The sequence below is a fragment of the Qingrenia yutianensis genome (assembly GCF_014385105.1).
Lineage (GTDB): Bacteria > Bacillota > Clostridia > UMGS1810 > UMGS1810 > Qingrenia > Qingrenia yutianensis.
Map to the genome: position 1 here is coordinate 1 of NZ_JACRTE010000011.1, position 18,434 is coordinate 18,434.

Below are 18,434 nucleotides of genomic sequence, written 5' to 3' on the forward strand. Positions count from 1 at the left end.
GCCTGTTAAAGATATGACTGTAATCTTTACAGATAAAGCCGAGAGAACGGAAAACAATGTTACGGACGAAAACGGAAAAGCAACCGTGCCGCCGACAAACATTGATGTTACCGATTTCAACGGCTACGGCGAAGTTGACGGATATATTGTAACAGTGAAAAATACTGTCGGAGCTATTGAAAAGGCACATATCAAACATAATGCGGAAATCAAAAATGAGGACGGCAGCGTTAAATCGGCAGAAAACATTTCTGTTGAATTACCCGAAGGTGTAAAGTTTGATTATGCGAACAGAATTATCGTAACTGTATCAAACAAGGCGGATAATACGGCTGTAAAGGATATGAGTGTTATTGTTTCCGAAAAAGCCGTTGAGGGTACGGAAACAAAATCTTTGACAGGTGTTACCGACAAAGACGGAGTTATCATTCTTCCGCCGTCAAATGAGGGCGTAACGGATAAGGACGGAAAAACGGATATTTCCGAAACTATCCCCGGCAAGGATACCGATGGTGACGGCAAAGAAGATACCGAAGAATCAAAAACGGAATACAACATTACCGTTGAGGATACCAAAGGAAAAATCGAAAATGCGTATATCGAAATAAAGGACGGCAAAATCACCGTTACGCTTCCCGATACGCATACGCTCACAACTTCAAATCAGACAACCGTAACCGTTCTCGATAAGGATAATAAAGCCGTTGCAAATGTTTCCGTAACCGTTACGGATAAAAACAAGGCAACTGCAACAAAATCTACCGATACAAACGGTAAAATTACTGTTCCTGTCAAGTCAACAGGCGGCGGATCATCTTCCGGCGGTGGCGTTGGTCGTGGCGGCAGCAGCGGCGGCGGATATTATACAACCGTAAATGTTAAAATCACCGACAAGGACGGAAAAGCCGTTACAAACTTCTCAAAGAGCACCGACAGCAAGGGCAATTTAACAATTACTCTGCCGAGCGGAAAAACGCTCGATAACGGAAACTTTTATACTGTTACCGTAACCGATAACAAAGGCAACGCAAAAGCCGAAACCTCTGTAATTCTCAAAGACAGAAACAAGGGCGAAGCAACAGGAACAACGGATAAAAACGGTATGCTGATACTTCCGGCATCAGAGCATAAGGCATATATTTTCGGGTATAATGACGGCACTTTCAGACCGGACAATAATATGAGCCGTGCTGAAGCTGCTGCTATCTTTGCAAGGCTTATTTCCGAACAGAAAGGCGAAAAAATCAGCGGTAAGTCAAACTTTAATGATGTATCCAAAAGCGAATGGTATTCCGATTATATCGGCTATCTTTCAAAGTACGGTATTATTAAAGGTTACGCAGATAACACATTCAGACCGAATGATAATGTTAGCCGTGCAGAATTTGTGGCAATGACGGTTAGATTTAATTCTCTGTTTAATGATGTTAAGAAAGGCAGCTACACCGTAAAATACACTGATGTTGCAACAGATTATTGGGCATATTCCGATGTTGCCTACGCAAAACACGCAGGCTGGCTCAACGGATACGCTGACGGAACATTCAAAGGCGATAACGCTATTACCCGTGCGGAAGTGGTAACGGTTGTAAATAAGGCAACGGGCAGAATTGCTGACGAGGGATATATCAACAAAAATCTTTCATCGCTGAACAAATTTACTGACCTTAAAAATAATTTGCATTGGGCATTTTATGCAATCGAGGAAGCGAGCAACACCCACATTGCAAACTCAGCAAACAACACTGAAACTTGGGTGAAATAATCCTTTGTGCAAATGGGAGAAAGCAGTCGGAAACGATTGCTTTCTCGTTGTTTCTGTGGTATAATATTTGCAAGATAAATCGGAATTTTCCTTTATTCAGACATACAAACTGTTGACAACAAAGCTCCTATATGGTATAATTTAATAAACTACTATATAGGAGCTTTTATATGGAAATGAATGGCGGATTTCTTGTCACCAAAATAAAACAGCTTGGAGACCGAATCTTTGAGAAGATTCTCAGCGAAAAGAATATTGATGCGTTCAATGGAGCCCAGGGGCGCATTCTTTATGTGCTGTGGCAGGAGGATGGAATCTCAATCAGGTCACTCTCGATCAAATGCGGATTAGCGATAACGTCTCTTACGACAATGCTGGAAAGAATGGAAAATCAAGGGCTGATAAGCCGCGTTCAGTCTGAAACGGACAAAAGGAAAACACTCCTGTTTCTGACTGAGAAAGCACATGCCTTAAAGGACGAGTACGATTCTGTATCTGATGAGATGGGCAGCATTTACTACCAAGGTTTTTCAGAGGAAGAGATTACCCGGTTTGAGGAATGCCTCGACCGTATAAGAAAGAATCTTGAGGAGTGGCAGAAGTCATGAGTATTTGTATCAAAGATCAGATTCAAAACATGAATATCGTCATCGGCTGTACAGTGGGGTGTGCATATTGCTATGCCCGCAATAATGTGAAACGCTGGCATATGATTGATGACTTCGCTGATCCTGAGTTCTTTCCGGGTAAGCTCAAGATGATGGAAAAGAAACGTCCGCAGAACTTTCTTCTTACCGGTATGAGCGATCTCTCCGGATGGAAGATAGAATGGAGAGACGAGGTATTTGCAAAAATCCGTGAAAATCCACAGCATCAGTTTCTGTTCCTTACCAAGCGCCCCGATCTGCTGGATTTTGATACCGATCTGGAAAACGCATGGTTTGGTGTTACGGTGACGAGGAAAGCAGAACTGTGGCGTATTGACGCCCTTCGGAAAAATGTCAGAGCAAAACATTACCATGTTACCTTTGAGCCGTTATTCGACGATCCAGGTACAGTTGACCTTTCCAAAATCGACTGGATCGTTGTCGGCACCATGACCGGGGCTCAGAGCAGGAAGATTCATACGGAGCCGGAATGGGCATGGTCTCTGACAGACCAGGCACATACGCTCGGCATTCCAGTGTTTATGAAAGAAGACCTTGTTTCTATCATAGGGGATAAAAATATGATTCAGGAAATGCCGGAGGAATTCAATAAAGTGTTAGAGGTACAGAGATCATGGCAGAAGTAATAAATGGAATCCTCATTCGTGAGGTGGAAACAAAGAACATCATGACCAAGTCCGGTCTGCCGGTAGGTGGTTACTCGGTCAATCCCTATGTAGGCTGTACACATGCCTGCAAGTATTGCTATGCTTCTTTTATGAAGCGCTTTACCGGACACACGGAGGAATGGGGCACTTTCCTTGATGTGAAGCATTGGCCGGAAATTAAAAATCCGAAGAAATATGCCGGACAGCGGGTGGTCATCGGTTCTGTGACGGATGGCTACAATCCACAGGAAGAGCAATTCGGGAATACCAGAAAACTTCTGGAGCAGCTGATCGGCAGTGACGCAGATATTCTGATCTGCACAAAGTCTGATCTTGTGGTACGGGATATTGATCTGCTGAAGAAGCTTGGACGAGTGACCGTTTCATGGTCGATCAACACACTGGATGAAAATTTTAAGAACGATATGGACTCTGCTTCGAGCATTGAGCGGCGTATCGCTGCTATGAAGCAGGTATATGATGCAGGTATCCGTACAGTCTGTTTCGTATCCCCGGTATTTCCCGGTATCACGGATTTTGAAGCCATCTTTGAGCGGGTAAAGGATCAGTGCGATCTGTTCTGGCTCGAAAACCTCAATCTTCGGGGCGGCTTCAAAAAGACGATCATGGATTATATCGCCGGAAAATATCCTGACCTTGTACCGCTTTACGATGAGATCTATAACAAGCATAACCGCAGCTATTTTGAAGCGCTTGAAGTAAAAGCTGAGGAAATGGCTAAGAAGTATGATTGTCCCTTTGCGGATAATGAAATGCCTTATGGCAGAGTCCCGCAGGGACATCCGGTGATTGTGGATTATTTCTATCATGAGGAAATCCGAGGGACAGAAAATACCGGAAAAAGAAATCGTTAAACAGAAATTGACCGCGCTCTTTGAACGAGGGAGACTCCTCGTCCGAAGAGCAAGAAGGTGCAACCGAGAAGACTTGGAACAATTCCAATTTATATAACCGCTTTTAAGGCAACCTGTACGGGTTGTCTTTTTCGTTTCATAAAATTTTTTGACGGTCTTTTTGTATGATGATAAAATAAAGATACCGAAAATAAACTACCTAACGGAGGAATTTCAAATGAAACGAACAGTATTTACAGGCTTAACAGTAATGCTCATTTTATCAACCGCAGTTACCGCACAGGCGGCACACACGCACGAATACACACGGCAAAATTCAAAGGTTTATGTTTGCGAGTGCGGAAAGGAAAAGCCGCTGTATTCCTTAAAGGGCGAAAGAGTTATAACGCTTAATTGTAACGGCGGCTCGTTATACGGCGGAATTTATAAAACCGACATCACAGAAGCCGTTACGGAGCAGAACAAAATCAAACTTCCGCTGCCGTATAAAAACAGCGACTATCAGTTTGAGGGTTGGTTTACCGAAAGCGGCGAAAAGGTATCGTCCGATACCGAGTATTATTCCGACACAACACTCTATGCACATTGGAGCTTGACGGGAACACGCACACTCACCTTTGCCGCAGAGGACGGCTCATATACCAGACCTGTTGTAAAACCGCTTGGCACAACAATATCGCTTGCGGAGTTTATTCCGACAAGATACGGCTATGCCTTTGACGGTTGGTATTCAGACCCACAAACAAAAGAAAATCGGGTAAAGGATTTTACTTTTAACGAAAGCGATACCGTTTATGCAAAATGGATTCCAAACGGAACGGCGATATATAACGCTCCGGCGGTGCAGAGAGTTTATGCGACTGATGATGAAATTCTTGCCTTTGGTAACTACATTGACGAAAAGACGGGTGTACCCGTTACGGCACAATGGGTAGAACAGAATAAAAGATTAAATGAGCTTATGGAAATTTACAACGAAAAATTCTGTAAGTAACGCCTATCACACTTTTTGGGGGCAGCTTTTGTATAAGGAAACTTATGCAGGGGCTGCCCCTTTTATTTATTTTCGGAAAGGACTGATAACAATGCTTCAAATTTTAATGATAGTAAGGGATACCTCGTGAACAGACAGGAAAATCAAAAAACAATATATATTCTGCTCGGAATACTCTCGGTATTCGTTATATGGCTTGCCTTAATGGTTGCCGGGTGCTATGAGGAGGACATAAAGCTGTTTGAATTGCTTGACCGTTTGACCGCCGCTATGAATAACCCTACGCACATCACATTGAATGAGTATAGCTTAAAAGCCGTACTCATTTTCTTGTTTTTATATGCAATGGGTATCGGCGTATATTTTTCGTCAAGAGAAAACCGCCGACCGGGCGAGGAACACGGCTCGGCTCGCTGGGGCAATGTCAAAAGCGTTGTCAAACGGTATATGGATAAGGACAGCTATAAAAATATCATTCTATCCCAAAATATGCGGCTTGGCTTAAATGCAAAAAAGCACAGACGAAACCTCAATGTGCTTGTGGTTGGCGGCAGCGGTGCCGGAAAAACAAGGTTTTACGCAAAACCGAATTTAATGCAGTGCAACACTTCTTTCATAGTCGCAGACCCGAAGGGCGAAATGCTCCGAAGCATTGCTCCGCTGCTAATCGAAAACGGCTATGATATTAAGGTGTTCAACCTAATCGAGCCGGAAAACTCGGACGGATATAATCCATTTGTGTATATCCGTAAAGACGAAGATGTTATAAAGCTGATTTCAAACCTTATTCAGAATACAACACCGAAGAACGCATCACAAAACGACCCGTTTTGGGAAAAATCCGAAATTGCACTGGATTCTGCTTTAATGCTCTATCTTTTGCACGAAGCTCCGCCCGAAGAACAGACCTTTGAAATGCTGATGTTCTTAATCGAAAACGCAGCAACCGTTGAGGACGAGGACGAAAGCGGCTATCAAAGCCCGGTGGATATTCTCTTTCAAGGCTTGGAGGACGAAAAGCCGGAGCATATAGCGGTAAGGCAATATAAGATATTCAAACAGGCGAGCGGAAAAACGGCGAAGTCGATCCTTATTTCAGCGGCGGTGCGGCTTGCGGCGTTTAACTTGCCGGAGATAGCGAAAATGACTTCATACGATAATCTTGACATAGGCACTCTCGGCGAACGCAAACGAGCCATATTTTGCGTTATTCCCGACAATGACAATTCCTTTAATTATCTTGTCGGAATGTTATATACACAAGCCTTTCAAGCGTTGTATTTCAATGCGGACAATAATCACGGCGGTGAGCTGCCTATACCTGTGCATATCGTGATGGACGAGTTCGCTAATGTCGCTCTGCCCGATAACTTTGAACGCATACTTGCAACAATGCGGTCACGGCGTATTTCGGTAAGCATTATTATTCAGAATATGGCACAGTTAAAAGCACTTTTTAAGGATAGCTGGGAAAATATCACGGGTAACTGTGATACGCTGCTTTATCTCGGCGGCAACGAGCAGTCAACACACGAGTATATTTCAAAAATGCTCGGAAAAGAAACCATTGACACACGCACAAGAGGTATTACAAAAGGTCAGCACGGCAGCAGTAACACCAATTACCAAAACGCCGGGCGTGAGCTTTTAACGCTTGATGAGGTGCGTCTTTTGGACAACAGCAACGCCCTTATTTTTATTCGTGGAGAGCGACCGTTAATTGATAAAAAATTCGATATACTGTCGCACCCGAATATTGCAAAAACCGCAGACGGAAAAGCTGTGCCGTACAAGCACAGCAAGTCGGAAAAATATTTACGAAATGATTTATCCTTTACCATAAACGAGGATTTATCAAATATCAAGCTATTGGAGGTTGACGGTGACAATGTGAAAACATTTGATTTTGCAAACCCACAAACAAAACAAACTGAAATTTTGGAGGTAACAGACAATGAAAAATCAGAAAACAATTCAGAGAATAGCGAAAGCACAGAAAATTCTACGCAAGGCTAAACTTGTACTTACGGCACTTGCAGTTATGATGACCGCACTCACGGGAACGGTTTTTGCGGCTGACCCGCTCGGAACAATAAACAGCCTTTCGGATTTTATCTTCTCTGCAATTAAGGCTATCGGACTAATCCTGCTCGGCTTCGGTGTTGTGCAGATAGGTTTATCACTTAAATCTCACGACGCATCGCAGAGAGCAAACGGATTTCTGACCTTCTTCGGCGGTGTCATCATTGCATTTGCGAAAGATATTTTGGATATGATTATCTGAACGTTCAGATAATCATATTTATCCGAACTTTTGCAAAATCATAATTCCTTGAGAATAAAAAAATTTTAGTGCAAAAAGACGAAAACGCTTAAAATCTATTGACTTTTTTCAAAATGTATAGTAGAATAAATATGCGGAAAGGTAGATGTATCAATTTTATCTTTCTTGCATACAATGCTAACAGGGGTGTATCTCAGCCCTATAAATGAGAAACTTATAAAGCGAGCTTCTCTTGGCTCTAATCAAGAAATTTACAAGCGAGCGTTTCGCTGCTCTGAATGCGAGTGTAACAGGGGGCAAGCTTGCTTGCCCTTTTGTTATATGTTCAAGGAGTAATAAATGGATATAAGGTTTTATCAAATAGAAAACAAGTACATAGATTATTTATCCCCTCACGCTCCGCATTTGTTTCACAACAAGCAGGCAGGACAACAAAATGAGCGTAAATATATAGGGATTGTTTTGCAAGTAAACGGTTTCGATTATTTTGCACCTTTATCGTCTTTTAAGCCGAAGCATAATAAAATGTCTGAAATGATTGATTTTATAAAGATTAAAAAATATGCTGTTATCAACTTAAATAATATGTTTCCCGTTCCTCTTTCGGAATGTTTCTATGTTGACATCAGCAAGGAAAAGGATGAGCATTACAGAGCTTTGTTGCTGTCTGAATATCGTTATATAAAGTCTATTCAAGAAAAGATACGGAAAAATGCTTCAAATGTCTATAAGCATAAGATAGAACACGGAAATTCAACGGGACTTGCAAAAAGATGTAATGATTTTATTCTCTTGGAAGGTCTTTGCAGGGAATATAAAAAATAAAATAAATTTATAAGTTTTAAGCCATCACCGTAAAAAGTGGTGGCTTTTTTGCGTTTTAGGACAGGAGGAGGTGAATTACCTTTGAGCGATAATTGGATTGTAGCCAACCTCGAAAATGCGTTTTCCACTTGGAACGATAAAATGACCGAAATATGGTCGCTTATTACAACCTCGCCGCAAAGCTTCAAAGGCGGTGCTATATGGAATGTAATTTCCGGCATAAACGGCGGACTTCAAGCCATAGGACTTGGCTTGTTGGTCCTCTTTTTTGCTATGAGCATATTTAAGTCAACGGCATCGTTCCGTGATTTTCAACGACCGGAATATGCCTTAAAGCATTTCATACGCTTTTGTGCTGCAAAGGTGGCAATTACTTATGCAATGGACTTGATGACGGCAATATACACCATTTGCGGCGGAATTGTGGAACAAATCGCAGGCTCTCTCGGCGGTATCGGCGGAGCTTCTGTTACGCTCCCGGCAGCGATTGAACAGGCAGTCGAGGACACAGGCTTTTGGGCGAGTATTCCGCTTTGGCTTGTAACGATACTCGGCTCGTTATTCATAACGGTACTGTCATTCATAATGATTATGACCGTGTACGGCAGATTTTTTAAGCTGTATATCTATACGGCGATAGCTCCCGTTCCCCTTTCCTCATTTGCAGGGGAAACAACATCGTTTATGGGAAAATCGTTTTTGAAATCATATGTCGGAGTTTGTATGGAGGGTGCTGTTATCGTGCTTTCGTGTATCATATTTTCGGCATTTGCGTCAAACAGTACGCCAACGCTTGACACAAGTATTACAACCGTCACAATGATATGGAAATACATCGGCGAGGTGATTTTTAATATGCTCGTTTTGGTAGGTCTTATCAAAGGAGCAGACAGAATTGTGAAAGAATTATTCGGAACATAAGGAGGATTTTTATATGAGTTACAAAAATAACGCTATCAGCAGCGACGATCCGAAAGCAATCGAAAAGCTGACTGAAAAACTGCATAAATGCGAAACAGAACAGGAATTTATGAAAAAGGTAAATGTCTACTACAAGAAAAACGGAACTTGCGTAGGCTGTGAGGGTGTTTCGGACGAGCTTGCGGCAAAGCTTGATGAAAATATAAAACAGGCGTATTCGTGGGATAAACAGCCGTTTCCGTCATACCGCCTTACAAATAACAATGCCGAAATACGCAGACTGAAAAAGCGTATCGAAAACCTTACGGCAACGCAGAATACGGAATTTGTCGGTTGGAAATTTAACGGCGGCGAAGCGGTCATAAACGAAGATAAAAACCGTTTGCAGCTAATATTTGATGAAAAACCGAGCGAAGAACAAAGAACGATATTAAAGTCTAACGGTTTTCGCTGGGCACCGAGCGATAAGGCTTGGCAAAGACAGCTTAATCACAACGCTTTCTATGCGGCAAATCGGATAGATTTCATAAAACCCGAAAGCGATGAAAAACCTACCGATTTGCAACCCAAAGCACCGAAAAAGACCGAGCCGGAAAGATGAGGTGTTTTTTTGTGAATAAAATATTTTGCGGAAACGCAGTTGATGTATTGCGTTCGTTCCCTGCGGAAAGCGTAAATATGTGCGTAACCAGTCCGCCGTATTACTGCTTGCGTGATTACGGCATAGAGGCACAAATCGGAAACGAGCAAACGCCGTATGAATACATACAGAATTTACTACTTGTTTTTAATGAGGTAAAGCGTGTGTTAAGGGCTGACGGTACACTTTGGATAAACATTGCCGACAGTTATGCCGGAAGCGGTAAAGGCGGCTGGAACAAACAAATATCCGAATGGAGCAATAAAAATCTTAATCCTCAACACAACCCGTCTTGTTATAATATGCCCAAGATTTGGCACGGAATAAAAGCAAAGGATATGATAGGCGTTCCGTGGCTGCTTGCCTTTTCCTTGCGTGAAAACGGCTGGTATTTACGCTCGGACATTATATGGCACAAGAAAAACTGTATGCCGGAGTCTGTCAAAGACCGCCCTTCAAAGTGCTATGAGCATATATTTCTGCTGTCAAAATCGCCGAAGTATTACTACGATTACGATGCAGTAAAAGAGCCTGCGGCACAGAGCAGCATATTAAGATATAGCCGTGGGGTGTCGGATAAAACAAAGTATAAGGACAGAAAGCAAGGTATATTTATGCCGAGGGATAAAACGGATTTTTCGGATATGCGAAACAAGCGTGATGTGTGGAGCGTGGCGATAAATGCGTCGCATATTCCGGGGCATTTTGCGGTATATCCCGAAAAACTCATTGAGCCGTGTATTATGGCAGGGTCAGCGGTCGGCGGTGTTGTCCTCGATCCGTTTTTCGGCAGCGGTACAACAGGCGTTGTTGCGGTGAAAAACAACCGAAAATTTATCGGTATTGACATAAACCCCGAATACTGCAAAACGGCACAAATGCGGATAAATAAAATATCAAACGAAACGGAGGTAATCAATTTTGGAGATAAGAATAAATAAGGAAATTAAAGACTATCACGAAAGCCTGTTTTTCGGACTTTCCACACGGCAGTTTATCTGTTCGGTGGCGGCGGTCGGAGCCGCTGTCGGGATATACTTCGGACTTAAAAACTATATCGACAAAGAAACGGTATCTTGGCTTTGTATTGTGGCGGCAGCACCTATTGCTGTTACCGGCTTTTTCAAATACAACGGTATGAACTTTGAAGAATTTGTCGGGGCGTGGTTTAGGTCTGAATTTCTCGCTGCCGGAGTGCGAAAATTTGAAAGCACGAATTATCTTTATGAAATGATAAAGGAGGAACTCACAAATGGCAATGCTAAATCTGTTCGGAAGAAAAAACCGAATAAAAAAGCAAAAAAGAAAAATTGCAAGGACTGTTCAACAGTCGATACCGATTGATGCGATATACAAGGACGGTATTTTTCGGACGGGACGGCTGTTTTCAAAGTCGTGGAAATTTTCGGACATAAACTATGCCGTAGCTTCAGATGATGACCAGCTGCAAATGTTCCTTGCCCACTCTGCAATTCTTAACGGACTTCCGACAGACGCTATGGCTGAAATCACGATATATAACCGACAGCTCCACAATAAGGTGTTTGAGCAAATCACAACGCCGTCCGATAACCCGAATTACAGAAAATACACACAGGAACTCAACGGCATACTCTGCGATAAGATGTCGGAAAGCAATAACATTGTTCACGAAAAATATATCACGGTCGCAACCGAAAAGAAAAACATCGAGGAGGCTCGGACATTCTTTACTCGTGTGGGAAACGATTTAACAGCCGATTATGCGAAAATATCGTCAAAAATAGCGGAGCTTGGTTACAAAGACAGGCTTCGCATTTTTAATGACTTTTTCAAAACGGGCGAAAATGAAGAATTTGATTTTGACCTCAAAAAAGCTATGGCGAAAGGTGCAGATTTCAAAGATTACATTGCTCCCGACAGCTTGGAGTTTAAGAAAGATTATATAAAAATCGGAGATAAATACGCAAGGACTGTTTTTCTTAAAGAGTATCCGTCTTTCTTAAAAGACAGTATGATTTCGGAGCTTACAGACTTTTCAAGAAGTATGATGTTATCTATCACTATTCAGCCTATTCCTACCGATGAAGCGGTTAAAATTGTTCAGAAAAAACTGCTTGCCATTGAAACGGATATAACCAAATGGCAGCAGAAGCAGAACGAAAACAATAACTTTTCCGCAAACATTCCGTATGAAATGGAGCAAATGCGAAAAGAAATTAAAGAATTTCTTGACGATTTAACTACCCGTGACCAGCGAATGATGTTTGTAACGGTTACGCTTTTGCATATTGCCGACAGCTTGGAGCAGCTTGACAACGATACCGAAACGCTGATGTCAATAGGCAGAAAGCACCTCTGTAACTTTGCAACGCTCAAATATCAGCAGGAGGACGGTATGCAGACGGTACTCCCGTTCGGAACTCTGAATATAAAGGCAATGCGAACACTCACGACCGAAAGTACGGCGGTTTTATCACCGTACAAAACACAAGAAATAATCGACAAGGGCGGTTTGTATTACGGCATTAACGCTATTTCCCATAACCTTTTGATGTGCAACAGAAAATTACTGCTGAACGGAAACGGCTTTATTCTCGGTGTGTCCGGGTCGGGTAAATCATTTGCGGCAAAAATGGAAATTCTGATGTCGGCTCTGTTTTCAAATGATGATATTATCGTCATAGATGTTGAGCGTGAATACGGCTCACTCATACGAAATCTCGGCGGTGAGGTTATCACACTTTCCGCATCGTCAAAAAATCATATCAATGCACTTGAAATAAATAATGATATTGATATGGATGAAAACCCCGTGTCGATAAAATCGGAGTTTTTAATATCTCTGTTCGACCAATTATTAAAAAGCAACGATTCAAGGCTCGGCGGCGGTGTCGGTGCAAAGGATAAATCTATCATTGACCGCTGTGCAATTAAGGTTTACGGCGAATATTTAAGCGGCAAATCGGAATATATGCCTACTTTGGTTGACTTCCGCAACGAATTACTCCGTCAGCCGGAAGATGAAGCGCAAGACCTTGCTCTGTCGCTTGAAATATTTACAACAGGCTCGCTTGACGCATTTGCACATCAGAGCGATGTTAATACAAATAACCGCATTGTTGCTTATGACATTTTGGAGCTTGGCGAACAGATGAAGTCTATCGGGCTTCTGATTATGCTTGATAATATTTTCAACCGTGTTATGGCAAACCGCAGGCGGGGAAAATATACGAGGGTTTATGTTGATGAAGCACACTTGTATTTCAAAAATCCGTACAGTGCGGATTTCCTTTTGAAGTGCTGGAAACGGTTTAGAAAATACGGCGGACTGCTCACGGGTATTACGCAGAATATTTCCGACTGCCTGTTAAACGAAACGGCAAGAGGTATGCTTTCAAACAGCGAATTTCTGCTGCTCTTAAATCAAGCGCCGTCCGACAGAAAAGACCTGTCGGAGCTTTTATCCATATCCGATACGCAGATGAGCTACATCACCAATGCCGGAGCAGGACGAGGACTTATAAAGGTCGGCGGCTCTATTGTGCCGTTTATCAATGAGTTTCCGACCGATACGGAACTCTATAAATTGATGAGCACCAAGCCCGGTGAAGGTTAATAAAACAAAATATTTAACATTATACACGGCGGATTTTCCAAACGGAGATCCGCCGTTATCTTTTAGGAGGACACTATGAAAAACAAAATGACAGAAAAATTATTTGAGCTTGCCTATACCGACAGTATGACCGAAGTGCAAAATCGCAACGCTTATGAGGAACGCTTAAAAAAGCTCCGAAAGCCTAACGCAAACATTTCACGCATCACGGTTATTGTTGTCGATGTAAACGGCTTGAAAGAGATAAACGACAGCTACGGGCATTTCAGCGGTGATGACGCAATAAAGACCGTTGCAAAGGCTCTCCGGGATACTATCGGATTAAAGGCAGATATTTACCGCATCGGCGGTGATGAATTTGTCTGCATATCCGAAAGCAATGTACTGCCGTATATATCGCAATTTAAGGACACGATATACTTTATCAACAATGAAAAGCTGTATAACCTGTCTGTTTCAATAGGCTATTCAAGATTCCACGAAAAATACAGTAAAAGCATTGACGATATAATCTGTCGTGCCGATGAGAAGATGTATATGGATAAAAAGAGTAAAAAATAACGCCGGAGGTGATATACTTTGAGCGAAAAAGATATAAAGACAAAGCCGAAAACAACCACCAAGGCTGTTCATAATACTCCGAAAGCCGCAGACCGCTTTGCAAAAGAAGCTATCAAGGATATAAAAACCGTGTCAAAAGATGTGTTTATCAAAAATATCGTAGATAAGCGGCTTGATATACGGCAGTCAGAGCAGCCGCAGCGAGCCGAAGTTGAAGCAACCGAACAGGTTGAAAATACCTACTATTACGCTGTCGATACTGTTTACCAAAAAGGTAAACATTTTGCGGAAAATAAGTTAAAACAACACCGTCAGCAAGTGAAAACACGGCAAAATCAAAACGCAGATACACCGCATACACCTCAAAATGACAATGTTTCAGAGGTGCAGAACACACCCAAGCAGCCGAACAATGCTCCGAAAACAAAAGAGAGCATACAAGCGGAGAATAAACCATCTGCACACGAAAATGCTCCAAAGGTGCAGAGCAAATCTACCGCACAGGTTAAGACCAAAGAAGCATATATGAAGTCGCAGAAAGCGGATATGTCGGAGAAATCAGCGGATACGGTTAAAACAAAGGCTAATTACATAAAACAGCACAAAACCGCCGAAGTTAAGAACGGTATCAAGCAAAAACCGAGCGAAATTGCTCCGAAAACAAGAGTGGATACCTCTGTCTCCTCTGCTCCCACACCCAAAACCAAAGAGCAAGCCATAAAGGACGCACGGAAAAAATATGTTTCGGAGAAACTGAAAACAAAAGCTGAAGCTGAAAAAGCAGCACGGCAAAATCATACTTCGGATATGCCTATACATAACGAAAACTTGCCGAAAACAGAAATTTCAGCATCCGAAACACAACGAAGCATATCTGACACCGCTTTACCCTCAAAATCTATGCCAAAAACAAAGGAAAGCTACATACGCTCACACGGCAAAGCTCCGTCCGACCTCATAAAAACACCGGAGAGAGCAAAAACAATGCCAAAGCAAAATACTCATACCGTTACCCGCAATGTATCGACAGGTGCAAAAAAGGCGGTTAAAACAAAAGACAGTCTTTTGAAAGGCACAAATAAAGCCGTAAAAACGGGAAATTCCTATGTCGGCAAGTCTGCAAAGAAAAAAGCTGTTAAATCAGCAAAACGGGCGGCAAAGACGCAGAAGGAAATCACGAAAAAAGCGGCAAAGCAAGCTGCCAAGCAAGCGAAAGAGGTTGCTCAGAAATCTGCACAAGCCGCAAAGGCAACCGCAAAAGCGGCGGTTAAAATTACGGTCAAGGTCGCTCAAATGGTTGCAGCGGCAACAAAAGCCGTTATCTCCGCACTTGCCGCACTCGGCGGATGGGCGGTGCTTTTGGTCGCTCTTATTATCGTAATCGTTGTTGCGGCAATAGCGGCATCGCCATTCGGGATATTTATTTCCGATGAAGCGGCGGATAATGACAGTATTCCAATTTCAGCTATTGTTGCCGAGTGCAATATGGAGCTTTCAAACAAGCTCGATGACATAGAAAATGCCGCAGCCGCTGACCGCAGCGAAATTATCGGCGAACAGGCAAATTGGGACTTGGTGCTTGCGGTCTTTGCCACAAAGGTTGCGGGCGTTGAAGATGACACCGTTCAAGATGTTGTCGTTATCACGGAGGATAAAAAACAAAAGCTCAAAAATGTGTTTTGGGATATGCACGAGATAACATCTCGGACGGAAACGGTTGCAAGCGGTGATACCAATGAAAAGGTTGTGTATATTACAATTACGGCGAAAACAAAAGAGGATATGATTTCACAGTATAATTTTACACGCAAGCAGCAGGAAGCGCTCGATACGCTTTTGGAGCAAGATGAGGTGTTGATTTCCGCAGCACAGTCGCTCGCCGTATCGGACGCAACCGCACAGGATATTTTGAAAAACTTACCCGATAGTTTATCAGCGGAGCGAAAGAAAGTTATCAAGGCAGCTTGCTCGCTTGTCGGCAAGGTCAATTACTTTTGGGGCGGTAAATCGTCTGCTATCGGCTGGGACTCAGAATGGGGCAAGCTGAAAACCGTATCGGCGGAAGGCAGTAAAACAACCGGGACAAAAAGACCTTTCGGGCTTGACTGTTCGGGTTTTGTTACTTGGAGCTTTATCAATTCCGGGTTTAATGCGTCAAGCATAGGACACGGAACGAAAGGACAAATCGCAAAGTGCAGCCGAATATCTTGGAGCAGCGCTCAAGCCGGGGATTTATCCTTTTACGGTGATTTATCTCACGTCGGAATCGTTGCCGGAAAGGACGCTGCCGGAAACATTCTTGTTATCCATTGTTCAAGCGGCAGGAATAATGTCGTTATCACAACAAACAGTGGTTTCGGTTTTGCGGCAAGACCGAGGTGCTATTAAAAACATAAGACAGCGGGGAGCATTTCTATATGCCTTTCGCTGTCTTTTTAAGTTTCGTAACTGATAGTTTTATTACTTGACTGTTAAAAACGCTCCAACGCCTTGAAAAATAAGGATTTGAGCTATTTATAAAGTTTGCAGTCAATGATAAAATTATTATAGTCAATTATATCATAATTGGCGTAAAAAAACAAGTTTTTGAGGAAAATTTATAAGAATTATCCGTCAAAAATTTAATGTCAAAGGAGTGATTTTCTATGGCTCGCAAGGGTGAAAATATTTACAAAAGAAAAGACGGCAGATATGAGGGTCGATATATTAAGGACTACGATTTGCAGGGTAAAGGCATTATCGGATATGTCTACGGAAAGACCTACAAAGAAGCAAAGGAAAAACTTTTAATTGCCAAAGCAAAGGTAAAAGAACGGTATAACAAACCTCCCTCGGAAATGCTTGTAAAGGATTGGTTTGAAAAATGGCTGTCAACGCAGAAGCACATAAAAAAATCATCATATACGGTGTATTCCTCGCTCGTTGAAAATCATATTAACACGGAGCTTGGAAATATGCGGCTGTGCGAAGTTACAAAACTCACGGTGCAGGGCTTTGTAAACGGTCTTGTTGCAAAATGGGAGCCGTCAACAGTCAAGCTGATATATACCGTGTTAAAGCTCGGTTTGGATACTGCCGCCGATAGCGGCTTAATGCCTACCGTTTGCAAGCGTATAAAGCTGCCGAAACAGAAAAATAAAGAGGTTGTCGTGTTTGGTAAAAACGAGCAGAAAGCAATAGAAAAATACATTGAAAGCTCGGATAATCCTAATGATATAGGGATTTTGATTTGCCTTTACACAGGTATCAGAATCGGAGAATTATGTGCATTGGAATGGAAAAATGTTGACTTAAAAAGAGGTGTTATATCTATACAGCAAACGCTTTACAGAGCAAAGTCCGACAAAGAAAAAAAGAAAACAGAAATCGTGATTGCCCTACCGAAAAGCGATACATCTGTGCGTGATATACCACTTCCGAAGTTTTTAACCGCAAAGCTCAAAGCGATTGAACACGGAGGCGGGTTTTTAATTAACCGCAAGGGAAAATCCATTGAGCCGACTGTCTACGCTCGGAGATACAAGGCAATATTAAAGGAAATCGGTGTCCGTGATGTTAAATTCCATACAATCCGGCATACTTTTGCTACAAGAGCTTTGGAAATCGGAATGGATATAAAGACGCTTTCGGATATACTCGGACACGCTTCTCCGACCGTCACGCTGAATATCTATGCTCACTCTCTGCCGGAGCATAAAGCAAAGGAAATGGATCGGCTCGGAAAAATGTATAATCCGTCTTAATAAGCCGTCATAATTCATAAAAGGCTTGTAAAATTGAATACTATAAAGGATAAGTCGTATAACTATCAGTTTTGCGATTTTTTATTTTGTCCAAAAATCGCTGTAATTAAACATTTGACGGAGAAAGGAGTTTTCTGTGGAATATAGCGAGGTTTTATCGTATTTCAAAAATGATATTCGTAATAATCCCGACATTGAGATTATTCGGCTTAAACACGGTTATATGATTTTTTACTGGGATGATGTAGAACATTCATACTATCATAGCAGCGAACTTATACAAAGCCCCGAAAAGTTGTATGAGATATTAAATAAAGAATTTGAAAAATAGTTTAATTGCATTGAATTTTCAACGGAAGAAGGAATATTTATTATGGAAAATGAAAAACGATTACACAGGTGCTGCTTTACGGGACATCGCCCGGAAAAATTAAGCCTTTCCGAAAATGAGGTAAAACATCTTTTGGAAAAGGCTATTGACAATGCAATAGCGGACGGATATGTAACTTTTATAACGGGTATGGCAAAAGGTACGGATATATGGGCGGCTGAAATTGTGCTTGAAAAGAAAAAGCGGAATGACGCTCTGCGCCTCATCTGTGCCATACCGCACCCCGACTTTGAGAAACGGCGTGGATTCTTTGAAGAACGGCGGTATAACCGCATATTAAAAAATGCCGATTATGTAACCATAATCAGCGATCACTATTATAGAACTTGCTATCAAAAACGCAATGAATGGATGGTTGACCGTTCAAGCCTTGTAATTGCCGTTTGGAACGGTCAGCCAAGTGGGACAAAGAACACAATAGATTATGCCGATCGCAAGGATGTTAAAGTTGTTAATGTTTTAGATACAACAATGCAATAAAAACGGCATTATTTACAGTTCCTTTTAAATTCGATTTACGAA

General features: G+C 42.1%; 18 protein-coding genes. All 18 read left to right on the top strand.

The window, feature by feature from the left end:
• On the top strand, positions 1-1,765 hold a 1,765-nt coding region (locus tag H8706_RS08665), incomplete at its 5' end, for an S-layer homology domain-containing protein (protein WP_262432303.1).
• 170 nt (positions 1,766-1,935) lie between these two features.
• Entirely contained in the window at positions 1,936-2,373 is a 438-nt protein-coding gene (locus H8706_RS08670; protein WP_262432304.1) for a radical SAM mobile pair system MarR family transcriptional regulator, read from the top strand.
• Positions 2,370-3,059, top strand: a complete 690-nt coding sequence (locus tag H8706_RS08675) for a radical SAM mobile pair protein A (protein ID WP_262432305.1) — start codon at positions 2,370-2,372, stop codon at positions 3,057-3,059. The genes H8706_RS08670 and H8706_RS08675 overlap by 4 nt, the downstream gene beginning before the upstream one ends.
• Positions 3,047-3,955 (top strand): radical SAM mobile pair protein B, encoded by a 909-nt coding sequence (locus H8706_RS08680; RefSeq protein ID WP_262432306.1) that lies wholly within the window; start codon positions 3,047-3,049, stop codon positions 3,953-3,955. The genes H8706_RS08675 and H8706_RS08680 overlap by 13 nt, the downstream gene beginning before the upstream one ends.
• Before the next feature lie 217 nt (positions 3,956-4,172).
• Positions 4,173-4,949, top strand: coding sequence for an InlB B-repeat-containing protein (locus H8706_RS08685; RefSeq protein WP_262432307.1), 777 nt, complete (start codon positions 4,173-4,175; stop codon positions 4,947-4,949).
• Between the two features lie 126 nt (positions 4,950-5,075).
• Positions 5,076-6,965: a VirD4-like conjugal transfer protein, CD1115 family gene (locus H8706_RS08690; protein ID WP_394354550.1), complete on the top strand. Its 1,890-nt coding sequence runs from the start codon at positions 5,076-5,078 to the stop codon at positions 6,963-6,965.
• On the top strand, positions 6,904-7,233 hold the full coding sequence (locus H8706_RS08695; protein ID WP_262432308.1) for a glutamyl-tRNA amidotransferase: 330 nt from the start codon (positions 6,904-6,906) through the stop codon (positions 7,231-7,233). The genes H8706_RS08690 and H8706_RS08695 overlap by 62 nt, the downstream gene beginning before the upstream one ends.
• A gap of 339 nt (positions 7,234-7,572) precedes the next feature.
• Entirely contained in the window at positions 7,573-8,058 is a 486-nt protein-coding gene (locus H8706_RS08700; RefSeq protein ID WP_262432309.1) for a type III toxin-antitoxin system ToxN/AbiQ family toxin, read from the top strand.
• A gap of 81 nt (positions 8,059-8,139) precedes the next feature.
• Entirely contained in the window at positions 8,140-8,979 is an 840-nt protein-coding gene (locus H8706_RS08705; RefSeq protein WP_262432310.1) for a hypothetical protein, read from the top strand.
• A gap of 13 nt (positions 8,980-8,992) precedes the next feature.
• Positions 8,993-9,580: a DUF3560 domain-containing protein gene (locus H8706_RS08710; RefSeq protein ID WP_262432311.1), complete on the top strand. Its 588-nt coding sequence runs from the start codon at positions 8,993-8,995 to the stop codon at positions 9,578-9,580.
• A 77-nt stretch (positions 9,581-9,657) separates the two neighbouring features.
• Positions 9,658-10,560: a DNA-methyltransferase gene (locus H8706_RS08715; RefSeq protein WP_449421272.1), complete on the top strand. Its 903-nt coding sequence runs from the start codon at positions 9,658-9,660 to the stop codon at positions 10,558-10,560.
• On the top strand, positions 10,541-10,963 hold the full coding sequence (locus tag H8706_RS08720) for a PrgI family protein (protein WP_262432313.1): 423 nt from the start codon (positions 10,541-10,543) through the stop codon (positions 10,961-10,963). The genes H8706_RS08715 and H8706_RS08720 overlap by 20 nt, the downstream gene beginning before the upstream one ends.
• A complete protein-coding gene (locus tag H8706_RS08725; RefSeq protein ID WP_262432358.1) occupies positions 10,878-13,217 on the top strand; it encodes a VirB4-like conjugal transfer ATPase, CD1110 family in 2,340 nt (779 codons plus the stop codon). The genes H8706_RS08720 and H8706_RS08725 overlap by 86 nt, the downstream gene beginning before the upstream one ends.
• Positions 13,218-13,292: 75 nt before the next feature.
• Entirely contained in the window at positions 13,293-13,778 is a 486-nt protein-coding gene (locus tag H8706_RS08730; protein ID WP_262432314.1) for a GGDEF domain-containing protein, read from the top strand.
• An 18-nt stretch (positions 13,779-13,796) separates the two neighbouring features.
• Complete coding sequence (locus H8706_RS08735) at positions 13,797-16,166, top strand: C40 family peptidase (protein WP_262432315.1); 2,370 nt, start codon at positions 13,797-13,799, stop codon at positions 16,164-16,166.
• A gap of 257 nt (positions 16,167-16,423) precedes the next feature.
• The gene (locus tag H8706_RS08740; protein WP_262432316.1) at positions 16,424-17,521 is read left to right on the top strand and encodes a tyrosine-type recombinase/integrase; all 1,098 of its coding nucleotides are present in this window, start codon (positions 16,424-16,426) and stop codon (positions 17,519-17,521) included.
• Between the two features lie 136 nt (positions 17,522-17,657).
• Positions 17,658-17,852: a hypothetical protein gene (locus H8706_RS08745; protein ID WP_262432317.1), complete on the top strand. Its 195-nt coding sequence runs from the start codon at positions 17,658-17,660 to the stop codon at positions 17,850-17,852.
• 42 nt (positions 17,853-17,894) lie between these two features.
• Complete coding sequence (locus tag H8706_RS08750; RefSeq protein ID WP_262432318.1) at positions 17,895-18,392, top strand: DUF1273 domain-containing protein; 498 nt, start codon at positions 17,895-17,897, stop codon at positions 18,390-18,392.
• Positions 18,393-18,434 lie beyond the last annotated feature (42 nt).